The following is a 16,088-nucleotide window of genomic DNA, read 5'->3' as shown; positions in this document are numbered from 1 at the left end:
TCGTTGCCCGTTAGCGGAATGAACTAACCCATACGTCTTCTTCTCCATACAATTATCATTGTTAAAAGGACCAAGAAACAAATAAATGATAGTGTAACTATCCATGCTTGTTTATTGGACTGGTCTGTTGTAACTTGAATCGGTCCAAATTTAGATGCCTTGAAGAACTTATCGTTTACCTTAACTGCTATTACATCTTGAGTGTCTGCCCCTTTAATTTCAAACAACAGGCTTCCTACTGGTATACTATCATTTGACTCGCCGTTCTTCTTTGGCATCGGAGTTCTTTGGCGTTCAATCTTTCCAATCTCATTGCCAATGTCTTTGTTATCGACTTCCTCGGTGGAAAGTCCATATAGGAGATTATTCCAAGCAACGGAACTTGGGTAGGTACTGGCTAACGCTCCTTCTATTTTTGATGAAAACACCGAAACAATGACAAAGAACAAAAGGAAGAATTTCAGATGCTTCATATGCCATACCTCCTATTTTGTTGAACAAATCTGCCCGTTAGCTCAACGAGGCTACCGTTCTATGCTGACAGCCTCGTCCTGGTGTATATGGAACTAACGTACCCGGTTAGTTGAATGAATTTCTGAATTAATCACTGAAATTTTTAAACAGAGACTCCAACTCTTTAGCATCATAAAAGTCTCCATTGCTGATAAATTTTTCAACCTCTACTGTACCATCTTCCAAAAATTCTATCTCCCACCGTTGACCAGGAACAGCTACCTCAACCATAATAGCTTCATTTCGGATTTTGCTAAGTCTATAAAATATATTATTATCCTCTAATTTGTTAAGAAAAGTAATTAACTCTCTTAGACCAGCCACATCTTCACCCCACAGTAATTATTGTTACAAATTATGTTATAGATCCTTATGGTATTATCTTGCCCGTTACTTTAACGATCATGAGCAGGTCGCTGCGGCGCCTGCTCATGTCAAAAACTCTTCACTATCGTACCCGTTGTTGAATACTGCTGCTTCTTCAAAAGCCAATTTATAAACCTCATTGCTTTTCTTTTATTTCGATACTTTTCATGGCTGTTATATACTTGATAACTTTTTGCTCATCAATATATGAGAATGTATCAAGTAAATCTTCATGGTGAATCAGCCAACGTAAAGTAATCACGATTGCATAAAAGATATTTGGAAACTCCCGCTCAATTTCACTCTGGCGTTGTAATAATGCATCCATATATTTCTCAAAATCATGGCATTCGTAAAGTTCTTTTCTGGTCCTATAAAAAGGAAATCCACTGCCATCTCGCCACTCAGTTAATAGTCCAAAAAATGCAATAAGAGAGGCTGATCGATACCTAATTTTATTATCGTCGAAATGCAAATGGTAAGGGTAGAGTAGCCCTGTACACCAATCCAAATCAACGATGCCTCCTTCCTCACGAATGCATTCATATAACAAGTTTATTTTGTCTTCCAGCTTAGAATAATCCTTTATTTTACTCACCTCTATTGTTAACAACCGAGTTTTAGCTACGCGTATTTCGTTAGTTGAATTCTCTACTGTTGTTCATAAATAGAACTCATTATTTTTTCAATTTTATTTGTTACCTTATCATATCTGAAAAAATAAACTTGCTTCTCATCTTCTTTGTACAACCAAAACCCATCAGCTGTACTTCCCGAAGAATTTGAAACTTGACTTAGATGCAATCCACCTGTCATACTCACATTTCTATTTGGACCTGAATTACTATTTATTTCATTTTTAAGATCAATAACTTGATAAACTAGAAATAATATCACCGCAATTAATCCAACAATTAGGTTTGTAGGGTTTTTCATATTTCTCCTCCTTATAGTTAAGTACAGTATCTTAGTACCTTACCTCAACTAATATTACCATAATTAGGAAACCAGTGTTCTGGTCTTTAAAAATGTCCATAGAGTTTGTCATCGCAGCATAACGAAGGGCTACCACGCGGTAGCCCTTTCGGTGTTCAACTATCGTACCCGTCCCTCAGTTTTAAGGGTTTATCTCACGTAAACTCAGTCATTCGCAGGATTTCATCCCTTTGGAATGCAGTGGTCGGTAGGAAATAAGTTATGGCACCCGTGAAGCCCCTGTTTTGGGCATGCGCAAATAAAAGAAACGAACACTTTGGAACATTTACCCAATTCACTTTCTACTGCACGCATGCTCCACTAGATCCCTGGAAGTTTACCATCCCACGACTCGACGGGTCTATGCCCTTACATTCCTTCGTTACACTTATCCAAGGTGTGAAGACCGATACCGTCTAGCTGATGGGTCTGTGCCCTTATCGGGTACGAACTCGGTCCTCCGTGCTTTCTTTATTTGAAATCCTGCGAATGAGTCAATTTATGTTTTATATGTCTTATGCTGCTTGAGTGTAAGTTTGGAAAGTTTTTTCCGGAGTGAACGACTCACCGTGACGAACCATACCAACTAGGATTCGCGCCAGTTTTCCAAGCAGTTTAAACACCGACTGTTGCTTACTCATATGCTTATTATGGACATTATTTTCATGTAACTGCCGAAATATAGAATTAGTTCCTACTAGTGTGAGCGTAGCAAGATACAAATATTTTCGCAGTTTAGCATCCCCACGTTTTGAGAGTACAATCTCCCCTTTGCGTTTTCCTGACATACTTTCGGCCAAGTTTAACCCAGCTCTCCGCAATAACTGACGCCCATGGGTATACTGTTTCAGGTCACCTGCACCAGACAGAATGGCTGCAGTATAGATAGGGCCTAGGCCTTTAAGGGATCTCAGTTGGCTTGCTATAGGAATCTCACCGAGTACGGTTATGATGTCCTTTTCAATCTGTTCAAATATACCCACGATTCGCTTGAACTCTTCTATTAAGCGTTGTAGATCCTGTTTTGCCTCCTCAAGTGCCGTCGTATCCCCCACACTCTGGCTCGCTTGAGAGATGAGTTCGGCGGCTTTCTGAATGCCAGTTGATCCGCCAGCTCGCTTCATGTATTTCCGCCAGCTTGTAATTACCTCAGCCGTCGATTGACCTTTAAGATCAAGCGGAGACGGGAACTCTTTGAGGGTCGCTATCGAGCGCGGACAAGTCCAATCTTTAAACACCGAGGCATATTCAGGGAAACGAATATCCAGCCAACGAATGATGCGATTCTGTAGTCGAACACTATTCGTGACCCAAAATTCCCGATCACTCATAATTGTGCGCAATCTTTGAAAATTCATTGCTTGACGAGTGTATTCATAGTAGTAGCCACGGCTAACGACATCAGCAATAACAAGTGCATCCTTCGGATCACTCTTTGAAGGGCTATTATCGCGATTTTCTTTGTTTCGTTTCGTTGTTGCGGGATTTACCAAAACAACATGTACCCCTTCATCAACAAGCCAATTGGCCAAGTTATACCAATAGTGTCCTGTCGGCTCCATACCAATAATGATACTATTTAATCGATGTTTCTGTAGTAATCCTTTAATCCACCGTTGTAGTTTTTCAAATCCTTCGATTTTGTTTTTAAAAGAAGGCTGTGTTAAATGTTAATGTTGATATTTAGATAAAATTAAGAGAAACCCTGTTATAAAGGTTTCCCAAACGTTGCCCAACTAACACACCTGATAGCTTAGTCATTAACCCTTTATAATAGTGTATCAACTTTATAACCATTCCTTATATTCTTCAAAAATAAACTCTCCCAAAACCTCAATCTTAGTATCTGGCTTACTTCCATCATAATGACATACATCAATGGTTGTACCTGTCCAATGGATATGAAATATTCCATTACCTTTGTACTTCATTTCCAAAATATTATTATTAATATCCTCATGCTCAAAATAATATAATCTTGCAACCCAGTCTTCTCTTTCTTCATCATATCCTTTTGGAATATTGAATTTTTGTGTACCAAAGTTTTCAAGATTTAAGTTATTCATATAAACTGTTATTTCTCCACTTGGATTCATTTTAAAGTCTGCTGTGTCGGGTAGTGATTGGATTGGCTTTTGTTCTGTTTCTACTTCAAGCCATACCATTATTTCATTGTTGTTTTCATTTTTTTTTACCGCATATATTTTAGCTTCAGAAATTTCATATTTCTCAATACCATTAAAACGGTTAAGAGTAAAAATCCCCATTAAAATCACCTTCTACTCATAAGTTATTGAAATTAAATTAATAAATCTTTGCTCCATAAAATTTTAGCTTATTATTAATTACACTATTATTCCTTTTTATTGACTATTCTTCTTCAACCAATCCGCTTTGTTAGTTGAATAAGAACTCACATTGAATTTTGACATTCGCAAACTGTCATATGTGTCTGTCATTTCAAATACAAATGATGTTAATAGAAATTCTTTAATATGCTGTTTAGTGCATTCGTTACTACGACTATCGACAAATAAGAACCAAGCAAGGTAATTATCAAGATATTTTGTAGCCACACCTTTAAAGTGGTCTATCCATTGTTTCAAACGAGAATGGAGACCGTTGACGTTTTGGATGTGATACAAGCCTTAATAACGTGTTTGCCACCGTCTGATTTAATTCGATAATGCTCTAAACCTTTTTCTTTTGCATAGGTTTTATAGGCTCTCCAAGCATCTGTGACAAGCACGTTTTCGTTAGAAAGTTTAGAACCAATTAAAGTTTGGTCAGATCCGCGAGCGTCTTCTCGATGTCGTCACACAACAAATAGAATTCGTGTTGAGACGGACCCTCTGTAGGGTGCACCGCAATTTCGGCAGGAGGTAGCTTAAAGATAAGCCAGCCTCCGCCAGCATTAACACCAGCAAATCCAAGGACGTCCCGAATGAATACCCGGTCTGGGTCTGCATTAGTACTTTGAATGCCGCAGATTATTTTTTCGGATCACGGTAATTCCAGAACTTGCACAGGTGATAATCGACTCTCCGTTGTTTTATCGCCAAGTCGACCGTCGCCATTATATCCCCAAGCCCACACGGTTCCGTCTTTTTTTACCGCAAGGCTATGGTAATCGCCTCCGGCGATGGCGACCACCGAATCGAGATCGGATACCTTGACTGGCACGGTGCGATCTATAGTGCTTCCGTCTCCGACTTGACCATACCAATTGGCCCCCCAGGCCCACACGGTTCCGTCGCTTTTTAGAGCCAGACCATTATTAGCCCCCGCACCGATGGCGACCACCGAATCGAGATCGGGTATCTGAATAGGAGTGAAATGATTCGTTGTGCTGCCGTCTCCAAGTTGACCATCCAAATTACTCCCCCACGCCCATACCGTTCCATCGCTTTTTAACGCAAGGCTATGGTCGCTTCCTGCTGCTACAGCGATTACCGAATCGAGACCCTGCACCTTCACGGGAACGGAACGGTTGTCAGTGCTTCCATCGCCAAGCTCGCCAGAGTAGTTCTCTCCCCACGTCCACACCGTTCCGTCGCTTTTTAACGCCAAAGTATGATCATCTCCGGCAGCTATAGCGGTCACGGAATCGAGACCCTGCACCTGAACGGGAACGGAACGGTTTATGTTGGTTCCATCCCCGATCGAGCCGAAGTAGTTATTTCCCCAGGCCCAAACGCTGCCGTCTCTTTTTAACGCGAGACTAAAATAATCGCCCGCAGCGACTGAGATTACCGAGCCGAGATCAGAGACCTGAACGGCAGCGGAGCGGTCCGTTGTTGTTCCATCCCCAAGCTGACCCGTTTGATTCCTTCCCCAAGCCCACACCCTTCCGTTTTTAGCGAGAGCTAGCGAATGCTCTCCATTCTTTGCGGAAGCGAGTGCTCTTACAGACTTTGAAAATGTACTCGATACCGGTACGGAACGATATAGAGGAATTCCATCGCCAAGTTCGCCAGAGTGGTTCTCTCCCCAAGCCCACACCGTTCCGTCATTTTTAAGCGCCAGACTATGACTTCTCCCGCCGGCTATGGCGATCACGGAGCCGAGATTGAATACCTGTACAGGAGTGTAATGAGCCGTTGTGCTTTCGTCCCCGAGTTGGCCCAATTCGTTGCTTCCCCAGGCCCAAACGCTGCCGTCGCTTTTAACCGCCAGGTTATGCTTAAACCCGGCACTAATCTTTACAATAGAATCGAGACCGGATACCTTAACCGGAACGGCGCTGAGGTTCGTGCTTCCATCCCCAAGCTGACCCGAGCCATTATCCCCCCACGCCCAAACGCTGCCGTCTTTTTTTAATGCAAGACTATGGTTATTGCGCGCCGCGATGGCGGCCACCGAATTAAGGTTGGATACTTGAACAGGATTGATCTCGTAGTAATTATTCCCGCCATTGCCAAGTTGACCCAAATCGTTGCTTCCCCATGCCCACACTGTCCCGTCGCTTTTTAACGCAAGGCTGTGACCGGTTCCATCGGCTATGGCGATCACCGAATCCAGTCCGGGCACCTGAACGGGAGCGGAAGGAGAGGGTGTTCCGTTCCCGGCATCCTTATATCCCCACGCCCACACCGTCCCGTCCCTTTTTAATGCCATACTCGTGTAACCCGCAGCGATAGAGACCACCGAATCAAGATTAGGCACTTGAACGGGAGTTTCACGACGTTGATATGTCCCGTCGCCCAGTTCACTGTTCCAATTCGCGCCCCACGCCCATACCGTGCCATCGCTTTTTACCGCCAAATTATGATAATTCCCTGCAGCTATGGTAACCACGGAGCTGAGATTGGATACCTTGGTGGGTGTGGAACGGTCTGTTCTGCTTCCGTCGCCAAGCTGGCCTTCCGAGTTGCGTCCCCATGCCCAAACGCTGCCGTCCTTTTTAAGAGCAAGACCAAAAGCGAGTCCTCCGCTTATCGCGGAAACCGAATTCAAATCGACGGTTTGTCCGGGGATCGTGCGGATCAGAGTTCTGCCGCTTCCGAGCTGCCCGAACCTATTATCCCCCCACGCCCATATATCGTTACCCTTACCGGCCAGACTATGGGCGCCGGCTTCTATGATGAACTTTTTGTACTCTTTTTGACCGGTCTGTGCAACCGCTGTGTTGGTGAGAACAAAGATGAGAAGAAAAAAAATTCCGAATATTTTACATGTTCTATTCATGGATATATCCCTCCTGGATTTGATCAAACAACCGAATATACGACGTATGTAAAATCCCCGGCGAGAGTAAACGTTTCAAACATTGAAAAACATGCCGTATAGCTTGAGGATGTCCTCACCTCCCTTGTTTCTGATTGGCGACCGAGCGAAACGTCTAGAATCTTCCTATAGGAGGCGACTCAACTCATCGGTTTCAACAGCTCGTCTTCACATCCATACCATACCAGAAAATGGGAAATGTGAGATGCGTCTTCTTCCCTAAAATTTATTAATTCTATAATGCAAAAAAAGAACTATCCATTAGTCATCTGATTTGCTATTAACCAAACCCTCGTGAAAAGGTTCAGGTCCCTTCGGATGACTTTCAATAACAATCACGACAGTGTAATCCTTATGTCTTTTTTGGCAAAGGATATTTCTTAGCCCTAACAGGAATGTTTAGCGTAATCGATTAATCCCGTTATTCAGCTCGCGGGCAGAATAGCGCAATATCATAGTCAGTTAACCAGAGAGCTTTCCACTCGATTGGAATTTATAGTATGCTAAACCATAAGGGAGGAGAGGAATTTATGTTCAAACAACTGATCGTCGGCGACGCAACGCATGAACTGGCCACTACGCGCCGCATTCTGGAACGCTTGCCCGAGGAGCATATGTCGTGGAAGCCGCACGAGAAATCGATGACGCTCGGCGGGCTGGCCACGCACCTGATCAACCTGCTGAACTGGCAAATCGCGATTTTTCAGTACCCGGAGTTCGATCTTTCGACCGTGCCGCTACGGCGGGAGCCTTTGGAAAAACGCGCTGACGTTCTGGAGGAGTTCGACGTGAACGTCGGCAAGTTTGAAAAGTTGCTCGCCGAATGCGACGAGAAAACGCTCGGCGAGGAATGGACGCTGCGCCACGGCGACCATATCATCCTCCGCGAGCCGCGGGCGATCGCGCTCCGCACCTTCGGATTAAGCCACATGGTCCACCACCGGGCGCAGCTCGGGGTATACTTGCGGCTTCTCGATATTCCGGTGCCGGGTATCTACGGTCCCTCGGCCGACGAGGAAGCCCAATGAACTAAGTTTCTCGATCCGATACGCGCCAAACAGTCGCAGTGCACCGGCATGACTGCCGGTACTCTGCGACTGTTTTTATTGTAGCCGAATATCTGTGTAGTCCCGCAAGCAGCTGGCGGTGATAAATGGAATTAATCCTGCCCGTTAGCCATCCATGCCGCTCACGCGACACCACAGATTATGAAAGTAATCGCGTTCTTCCATGGGAGTTTAACGAAGAGTTACCACGCCGAGACCCTTAATACGGCGGCGGCCTCTAGATTGTTAAGAGTGATGCTGATTTGGAGACTTAAAGGAAATCGATCTTCGCTAAGTATACATTATCTCTGTCGGCAATCGGATATGTACTTGTATCGTCAATTGAAAAGAACTTAATCCTATAACTAAAAAAGCCCGCGATTTAAGCGGACTTCAATCGGACAATGTTCTTATCCTTTGACAATTGTTACGTTAATTGCTTTGCTCTATGGAATATTTGGAGTAACGTTTCGAAGTCTTCTTTTAATGTCTCTTCAGTAATGTTGTTTTGTTTATCATTCATTTTAAAATGTTCAAGTTCATTGTTTTTCTGCTGTAATTGCTCTTTTAAGTTACTGATTTGATTAGCCATATTTATAATAAGTTGCTTCTGCTTGTCAGCTAATAGAATAATCTGTTCCATGTAATCAGGCATGTATTCCTGTTCTATTTCTTCTTCAATTGTGGAAACTTTTATCTGTTGCGTTACCTGTTTAGAGTAGGAGTTTTGCTTTCGTTCTTGTTTGGCTGCTTCAACTTCCGATACGTATTGTTTACGTACTTGGGAGTTCCATCTAAAGCCACATGCACTTTCTGTCCTTCCTAATTGTTGTGCAGCTTCATTAAATGCTACTAGCTGTGAACTTTTTTCTCGAATATGTCTTAGGACGATCTCTGCTAGTAAATGATCTTCATCAGACTTCCACCCATCTTTTCGAGCTTCTTGCATGCTATCACCCCTTTGTGGTTTTTAATAGCCATTCTTTCCTGTTCTCCTATATTTATGCGGTTTTTCACTTACATACTTAAATATGTAATAAAAAACTCCCCAATTCTAAAAAATATATAGATTACAGCTACCATTGATTTTATTCCACTCTAAATGCGTACTCGAAATATGTTTCCGAACCGTTTAGAAATTTGTTTGGTACTGACGAAAGAAAAAAAAGGAGCTGCAGTAAAGCAAGCTCCTCCACTATCGTACCCGTTAGCTTAATGTAAACTTCCTCCAAGAACTAATTTTTCCTTTCAATTTAAGAAAAGAGATGCCTAAATATCAGACCATTCCTTTTAACTTTTACTTCATTGTTTACACAAAAACAAACATGATTTCTCAAATCTTTCAGGATCATCTGATACGAAATACCAATGATTATCAATTTTCTTGTAATCCATATAATAATCAAACTCTTTAGCAGTCGGAAATTTACCTGTGGATGAATAAATAAATCCTTCCTGTAAACCACGCATATCCATAAAGGGTTTTTCAGCTGATTGAAAATAGACAAAAAATTTATCTTTCGAATGCATACCTGCTCTTATCATCTCGGATTTAACTGCATCTATATATTGTGGAGGAGTGTAATACCAGTAAAAACCTTCATTTCCGTATCTATCTGCTTCTTTTTTTATTTCTCCATTTGCTAACATTCTAATGATTTCTTCTCTATCATCTTTATAAAGAGAAAAATTCACTTCTGTTCTGAGCAATGGTGGCAATACAATCACTACGAATAGTGTTATTAGTTGAATAATGATTGGAACCCAATTTTTTTGAAATAAATAACGGATTGAATAAATAAAGACGACCGTTAATAACCCATATGATACTAATGCCAACTTAAAAGATTCATTCCCGACAAGCCTAAACACTGTATAAAACAATAATAAAATACTACTACCTATTACCAAGAAGGTTATATTTTTTTTCATAATTGTTACCCTTCCTAAAATGCTTCTATAATTACTTTCTAATTTCAACATACCTTTCTCCACTTTTTGTTAATACCTTCGATAAAAAAATCATAATAAAGTGGACCTAACTTTAAATCAAGAATTAATTTCACTAAACTCCCGTTAGCGACACATGCAGCGCTAGCGCCGCACCACAGATGATGAAAATGGAGTTAATTTTCATGGGATCTTAATTAAATGAGCAGACTCCCGCAGCACCTGCTCATCGATGTGTACTATTCAACTAACTCGTACCCGTTAGCTTAACAAGGTTGTTACTTCATTTTTATTTCTGATTTTTTGAAGAACAAAACCCACCAAACAAGTAAGTACAAGCACCCTATAATTGTATATATAGACCATATAGAACCTTGTTGTGACTGATTAACTAAATGTTCAAATTCATTCAGCCCTTCCGCTCTGCCAATGCTGCTTATTAAACCAATTAATGGGACAGTCATAGTAAAAACAATAGCGATAACGGACAGAATTTCTAATTTTTTCCGAATAAAACTGAAAAATGAAGTTCCCAAAGTTGTCAACAAAAATAAGTAATAAATTACTCAAAACCAATTAGGCAAAGTCTCAAAAAACATTTTTCCACCTCTACGACGCAATTTTTTTGAAATACTATTCTGGACCTTAAACTTATAACCGAAATATACTTGAATTTTGATTAATCGAGTAGTCCTATCTTTTTCTAGTACCTGGTGATAGTTGATCATGTATTTTGAAGAGACTGAGTTACTGCCCGTTAACTGAACAAAGGGCCGCCTACGGCAGCCCTTTTAGTATTTAACTATCGTACCCGTTACTTCGATCGGTTTAACCGAAAATAACTTCAAATAAGAATTGAAATAGACGAAGTACAAACGCCATAAAAGGAATTGCAAAGGGAGCTAAGATGATGAGGAAGAGTGCAATAAAAAGCCATTTTAAGAATCGGTTCATTAATACAGACCTGCTTTCAAGAAACATCTAAAACCTAATGAATAGTTTAGCATGGAGAACAGCACCTATTACATTGATAATTATTTCCACTAAACTGCCCGTTACGGCGGCGGCCTCTAGATTGTTAAGGGTGATGCTGATTTGGAGACTTAAAGGAAATCAATCTTCGTTAAGTATACATTATCTCTGTCGGCAATCGGATAATGTACTTGTCATCGTCAATTGAAAAGAACTCAATCCTATAACTAAAAAAGCCCGCGATTTAAGCGGACTTCAATCGGACAATGTTCATATCCTTTGACAATTGTTAAGTCAATTGCTTTGCTCTATGGAATATTTGGAGTAACGTTTCGAAGTCTTCTTTTAATGTTTCTTCAGTAATGTTGTTTTGTTGATCATTCTTTTTAAAATCAAGTTCATTGTTTTTCTGCTGTAATTGCTCTTTTAAGTTACTGATTTGATTAGCCATATTTATAATAAGTTGCTTCTGCTTGTCAGCTAATAGAATAATCTGTTCCATGTAATCAGGCATGTATTCCTGTTCTATTTCTTCTTCAATAGTGGAAACTTTTATCTGTTGCGTTACCTGTTAAGCGTAGGGGCTTTGCTTTCGTTCTTGTTTCACCAAGTCGTACTGGGCAGCCGCCTTCTTGTCTCGATTGAGCTCCCTCGGTCCCCGTTAGCTCAATAAACTTGTTAGTCTAGTATCACCAATCCTCTTCTCTGTCGATGTACCACTTACCTTCAATCTTGACAACTGGAACCGTCTCTTTTAATTCTGTTATATTTGTTGGCTCTCCTATTCTCAAGGTTGCGTGATAGGTCACATTCCCCCTACTCCCATCATGCTTCACGTTGAGAATCGTAACATTAAATTGCGAGTTCTTGTACTCTCCTCCTGTAAACTGCTGTAACATTGGTTTTGAGCGTTTCTGAGGAACAATACACTCGATTACAAGCTCTGTTCCACCGTGCAATTTAGCCCTCGAATAGCTTTCCACAATACTGCTTGGATCTTCGTAATTCGGACTTAAGCTTATCTGCTCCTTGTTATTTCGAAAAAGAAAGTAACAAGTTGTTGCTATAAGAGTAAGCACAACTACAATTCCTATTACGTTTCGCAACGATAAAAACCTCTCCATCCGCGTCCCCCTCTCTATACCAATACCTATCTACAAAAGCATTATCTCGCATATCTGTATAAATCGTAAAGTGATTCCGTTTCACATCCTTTATCAAAACATTTTATAGCTAAAGCAGTAATCGCTCCACTCTTAACTGACCTGTAGCTTACAAAAAAAAGGGAGCAACTGCCGTAGCAAACTTCTCCTTGTTTGTTCAACTATCGTACCCGTTAGTTTAATGAATAAGTGTTGTTTCCCCTACCAAATAATCATTCAATATCGCCATAATTTATTGGAATTGTGTAACTTTCATTCGAAGTTGTAACTTTAATGCCAATAGCATCCGTCAACATTTCTTGTTTCAATGTCTTAACTGTCTTAAAATCACGTTTAAAAACCGTTTCATGAGAAGGTACTAATAGAAAAGGAGTTTTGCCGTTTCTGTCGTCGGTTTCTAATTGCTTTGTCTCAAAGCCAACCGCTTCTTTAACTTCTGAATTTAATATTACGACAGATGCTTCAAATGAAACATCATTTTTCGTCATATTTGCAACTACAGCATACACTTCTAAAATATTATCTTTTTCGTGCCATCTAACGAAGCTTTGTTTTTCAACCACTATTCCATTTTTCGTAGTAGAGCATGCAGTACATAAAAGAATTACTAATATTAAAATATAGGGTACGCGTTTTAGCATTACTCTCCTCCATTAGAACGATATTGGGACCTATCACATATTATCACATATTTCAAGTATCCTGCCCGTTAGCCATCCATGCATCTCTTATGTGCACCACAGAGCATGAAAGTTAATCCGTTCTTTCATGGTAGTTGAGTGAAAAAATGGAGCATCTACACCGCGGCAGCTTGCTCCACTATCGTACCCGTTAGTTGAGCCCATCATTTACCAAATGGTGATTTTCGACTGAAGCGCGACGTAACACACTTTCAATAAGCCGCTCATTCTATGTCCCTTCCCTATGTTTATGAGGTAAGCAGACGAATTTCTTTTGCTTTATGAATCAACCGTGAATCTAATATTTTATTTATACTTTCGGCTTTCTCGAGCGTTATTTTCACTTTCGGGCTTCCCATGAGATCATGTACGCTCAACACTTTTTCGTCGCTGTCATTTACAATCCGCGTCTTATCTGTGAGAGTGATTGTGCATATATAGCCGACATCAATGATAGCTCCGTGTTTGCCCTTGTTGACGGCATCGGAGCAATTGACTGTCATTGAGTCACCCTTCACTTTATCGACGGTGGCCTCAAATGAACGAACCGTGCCGCATCCGACTAACATAACACTTACTAGCAAGAAGACGATAACCACTCGGTACATCGACATTCCCCCTTTAAAAACATAAGACGCATCTGGATTTTTTTTGTTGCAAACCGAGACCACAAGATATCAGTATTAGTCTAGGACACATCAATTAATTTTTAAGCTATCGTTTCCCGTTAGCGGAGTGGTCTTACATTCCTAACCCCTTTGCTCAAAAAAATGAAAGCTGCCAAACTGAATATGGTCAGTGGCTGCTTTCGATGTGGAATTGCTATTGTTGCCTTAACTCATCAACCGAAAAAGAAATCAAGAACGTTCGATCCAGCCGACGCTTGTTTATTGTAAAATTCGGAATACCCGCAATTTGCGCAGTACACGACTACAAATTGATTGTCCTTTTCACTCATATATCTATCACTCCCTGCATGTTATGTTTCCTTGTACGTTTACAATACTTGGAAGGTTGCGTAAAAAACAGAATCTGTTTGTTCTCAATGGATTTTAAGTGCGGAAGATCAATTTTTTCCGGCAATTTGATCGGTAGCTTCGCTCTGCAGTATATTAAACTCTTCTGCCTTTTAGCTCAATGAAAACAGGGAGTAGCTGCCTCGGCAATCTGCTCCCTGTTTATTCCACTATCGTACCCGTTAGCTAAAGTTTTCCGCTATTTGGTCTTTGAGAGAAACTCAACAAATTCGTCTCTCGTTTGACCAAACAAGATGGAATCAAAATATCGTCCATTAGTATAAATAACTTGGCGACGAACCCCTTCTTGCACACATCCGACTTTTCTCAGCATTGCAGCCGAGGCTTCGTTTCCTTCAAGTACGTAATCGTTGAATTTATTTAGTCTACGCTCGAAGAAAGCATATTTTAAAAGTATGGTTACTGCCCTTGTACCGTACCTTTTCCCTCGATGGTCTCTGTCTACTTGAATACCGATGCTAAATGTGCCGTTTCTTTCGTCGATACTGTTTAGATTAATCCCTCCAACATTTTCACCGTCCAAGTTTTCAATAGTGAACATAAGACGATTCGATGAGAAGTCAGAAAATGTTTCTGCAAAAGATTGTGCTTCTGCAACTGTGGGCGGCAATTCAACTGCACACTCTAAAAGGCGCCGTGCAGGAGTATCAAAACGGTTGATATAGTGATTTTCCTATCTTCTGCTTGTATTGCGCGCAATCTTATCGCTTCATCCTGCCAAAAATAATTGCTGTAATCTATATCTCGCATGGTGTACCTCCAATAGTCTTATGTGTATTCATATCAATTTTAACCATTTATTCAGTACGTAGTTAGTATTTTTTGGTTAAAAGTAAACTGCCCGTTACTTTAATGAGCAAGGAGCAGCCTGCCGCTGGCAAACTGCTCCTTGTTTAGTTGAACTATCGTTCCCCGTTAGTTTAATCAATTTTGCCAAAATACCAATTAAGGTACGTTTCTGGGGCGCAGATCACTGCTTCCCATTTCTTTTTATTGATGATCTCTACAATGTTCTTTTCTCTAGAGAGGAATAAGGTAATAAATGAGTCGTAAACACTTAAAAATGCATAATCCATTCCTTCGTCTGTTATTACTATCTCGGCAGGTGATAACTCACACATTTCCAGGTCTGTGACATTTTTTATTTTCAATTCACCAGACTGATCTAAAATCGGTTCAGAATACACTAAAGAGTCAGCTCCATTAGAACTTAGAATGTCGAGGATATCGGGTATAAAAAATTCCGAAATTCTGTCTTCACTAGGATAGTAAAGGTCTTTGGATAGGTTGTTATTTAATAAAACTGCTAAATCTGGATGAGCAAACTCTGTTTTTAATGCTGAGATAGATGTCTTGAGAGCAACAGCAAGCTCTTCATAAGATTGTATCCCTGTATCATGCATGACTTCTTTCCAAGGTTTAGGTCTGCCAAGTTGTAATGACTCTTTTAATTCTGGATAAACATGCTCATATTCGCTCTTTCGCTTCATGTCTGTCCAGCCTATTGGCATTTGAATAAACGGATTGAGTAATATCGCCGCGTCTGTAAACGGATGAGGTAGCTGCTCTAAGATAGGCGTTTGTAAATTAAACCATATGTAGTTCATATAATCCTCCTTCAAATCAATAAACTACCGTAACCACTAATCACACTATATCATTGAACTAATCTGCCCGTTAGCCATCCATGCCGCTCACGCGACACCACAGATTATGGAAGTAATTGTGTTCTTCCATGGGAGCTTAACGAAGGCTGCCCGTATGGAGGCCTATTTATACAATATTATTAACTCATTTTTCATAACCGTAAGGGGTCCCATCAACCAAAATACGTTAAACCCACGCTTAAGACATTAATTACGTATTACGTATGCTCCTGTTACCATACGGAGGACAAAGGCAAAAAACAAAGGAGTGTTTTTAGAGGGGTCTTTCATCCTTGCCGAGTCCCGTTAAAAATTCCGATGTACCCGGTGGTTTTCGGGGTGAAAAAAGGCCGCGGGGCGATCCCGCGGCCGATCATTAAGTTTCCGAATACATAGCAATATTTTCAGTGATTGTCGTATTTGATGCTCACATAGACGAAAACTTTCTTATCCGGACTAAAATCATTGCCCGTATGTCCCTTAACTCTCCACTCCGCTTTGTAACCACTGGGCA

At 40.8% G+C, this 16,088-nt stretch carries 15 protein-coding genes and 3 pseudogenes; 1 reads left to right on the top strand and 17 read right to left on the bottom strand.

The annotated features are described in order from the left end of the window. Positions 1–23: 23 nt before the first annotated feature. From AC0YNZ_RS23165 to AC0YNZ_RS23130, 8 genes and pseudogenes are all read right to left on the bottom strand, one after another. Entirely contained in the window at positions 24–473 is a 450-nt protein-coding gene (locus AC0YNZ_RS23165) for a hypothetical protein (protein WP_475828861.1), read from the bottom strand. A gap of 127 nt (positions 474–600) precedes the next feature. After that, positions 601–837 carry a hypothetical protein gene (locus tag AC0YNZ_RS23160; protein WP_475828860.1) on the bottom strand — a complete coding sequence of 79 codons (237 nt, stop codon included), beginning with the start codon at positions 835–837 and terminating at the stop codon, positions 601–603. A gap of 178 nt (positions 838–1,015) precedes the next feature. Continuing rightward, positions 1,016–1,477 carry a hypothetical protein gene (locus AC0YNZ_RS23155; protein ID WP_475828859.1) on the bottom strand — a complete coding sequence of 154 codons (462 nt, stop codon included), beginning with the start codon at positions 1,475–1,477 and terminating at the stop codon, positions 1,016–1,018. A gap of 53 nt (positions 1,478–1,530) precedes the next feature. Continuing rightward, a complete protein-coding gene (locus tag AC0YNZ_RS23150) occupies positions 1,531–1,815 on the bottom strand; it encodes a hypothetical protein (protein WP_475828858.1) in 285 nt (94 codons plus the stop codon). A 554-nt stretch (positions 1,816–2,369) separates the two neighbouring features. Continuing rightward, positions 2,370–3,506, bottom strand: a pseudogene (locus AC0YNZ_RS23145) (IS110 family RNA-guided transposase); the annotation flags it as partial. A 135-nt stretch (positions 3,507–3,641) separates the two neighbouring features. Beyond that, a complete protein-coding gene (locus AC0YNZ_RS23140; protein ID WP_475828857.1) occupies positions 3,642–4,121 on the bottom strand; it encodes a hypothetical protein in 480 nt (159 codons plus the stop codon). A 96-nt stretch (positions 4,122–4,217) separates the two neighbouring features. After that, a pseudogene (locus AC0YNZ_RS23135) lies at positions 4,218–4,633 on the bottom strand (IS1595 family transposase); the annotation flags it as partial. 224 nt (positions 4,634–4,857) lie between these two features. Beyond that, positions 4,858–7,041 carry an RCC1-like domain-containing protein gene (locus AC0YNZ_RS23130; protein ID WP_475828856.1) on the bottom strand — a complete coding sequence of 728 codons (2,184 nt, stop codon included), beginning with the start codon at positions 7,039–7,041 and terminating at the stop codon, positions 4,858–4,860. 569 nt (positions 7,042–7,610) lie between these two features. Between AC0YNZ_RS23130 and AC0YNZ_RS23125 the strand changes: the two genes are divergently transcribed. Continuing rightward, positions 7,611–8,108: a DinB family protein gene (locus AC0YNZ_RS23125; RefSeq protein WP_475828855.1), complete on the top strand. Its 498-nt coding sequence runs from the start codon at positions 7,611–7,613 to the stop codon at positions 8,106–8,108. Positions 8,109–8,553: 445 nt separating this feature from the next. Here the strand turns inward: AC0YNZ_RS23125 and AC0YNZ_RS23120 are convergent, their stop codons facing one another. The 9 genes and pseudogenes from AC0YNZ_RS23120 to AC0YNZ_RS23080 form a co-directional block, all read right to left on the bottom strand. Further along, positions 8,554–9,075, bottom strand: a complete 522-nt coding sequence (locus AC0YNZ_RS23120) for a hypothetical protein (protein WP_475828854.1) — start codon at positions 9,073–9,075, stop codon at positions 8,554–8,556. A 353-nt stretch (positions 9,076–9,428) separates the two neighbouring features. Beyond that, positions 9,429–10,109, bottom strand: a complete 681-nt coding sequence (locus tag AC0YNZ_RS23115; RefSeq protein ID WP_475828853.1) for a hypothetical protein — start codon at positions 10,107–10,109, stop codon at positions 9,429–9,431. 1,228 nt (positions 10,110–11,337) lie between these two features. Then, positions 11,338–11,550 carry a hypothetical protein gene (locus AC0YNZ_RS23110; RefSeq protein WP_475828851.1) on the bottom strand — a complete coding sequence of 71 codons (213 nt, stop codon included), beginning with the start codon at positions 11,548–11,550 and terminating at the stop codon, positions 11,338–11,340. A gap of 187 nt (positions 11,551–11,737) precedes the next feature. Beyond that, the gene (locus tag AC0YNZ_RS23105; RefSeq protein WP_475828850.1) at positions 11,738–12,172 is read right to left on the bottom strand and encodes a hypothetical protein; all 435 of its coding nucleotides are present in this window, start codon (positions 12,170–12,172) and stop codon (positions 11,738–11,740) included. 251 nt (positions 12,173–12,423) lie between these two features. After that, on the bottom strand, positions 12,424–12,852 hold the full coding sequence (locus AC0YNZ_RS23100) for a hypothetical protein (RefSeq protein ID WP_475828849.1): 429 nt from the start codon (positions 12,850–12,852) through the stop codon (positions 12,424–12,426). Positions 12,853–13,139: 287 nt separating this feature from the next. Continuing rightward, positions 13,140–13,499: a hypothetical protein gene (locus tag AC0YNZ_RS23095; RefSeq protein WP_475828848.1), complete on the bottom strand. Its 360-nt coding sequence runs from the start codon at positions 13,497–13,499 to the stop codon at positions 13,140–13,142. Between the two features lie 233 nt (positions 13,500–13,732). Further along, a pseudogene (locus tag AC0YNZ_RS23090) lies at positions 13,733–13,837 on the bottom strand (zinc ribbon domain-containing protein); the annotation flags it as partial. A gap of 269 nt (positions 13,838–14,106) precedes the next feature. After that, the gene (locus AC0YNZ_RS23085; RefSeq protein ID WP_475828847.1) at positions 14,107–14,538 is read right to left on the bottom strand and encodes a GNAT family N-acetyltransferase; all 432 of its coding nucleotides are present in this window, start codon (positions 14,536–14,538) and stop codon (positions 14,107–14,109) included. 310 nt (positions 14,539–14,848) lie between these two features. Continuing rightward, positions 14,849–15,535, bottom strand: coding sequence for a DUF2711 family protein (locus AC0YNZ_RS23080; RefSeq protein ID WP_475828846.1), 687 nt, complete (start codon positions 15,533–15,535; stop codon positions 14,849–14,851). Between the last annotated feature and the right edge of the window lie 553 nt (positions 15,536–16,088).

The organism is Paenibacillus sp. J2L1-98 (assembly GCF_056269405.1).
Note: the sequence above shows the minus strand (reverse complement) of the source record. Positions and strands in the feature narration are given on the sequence as shown.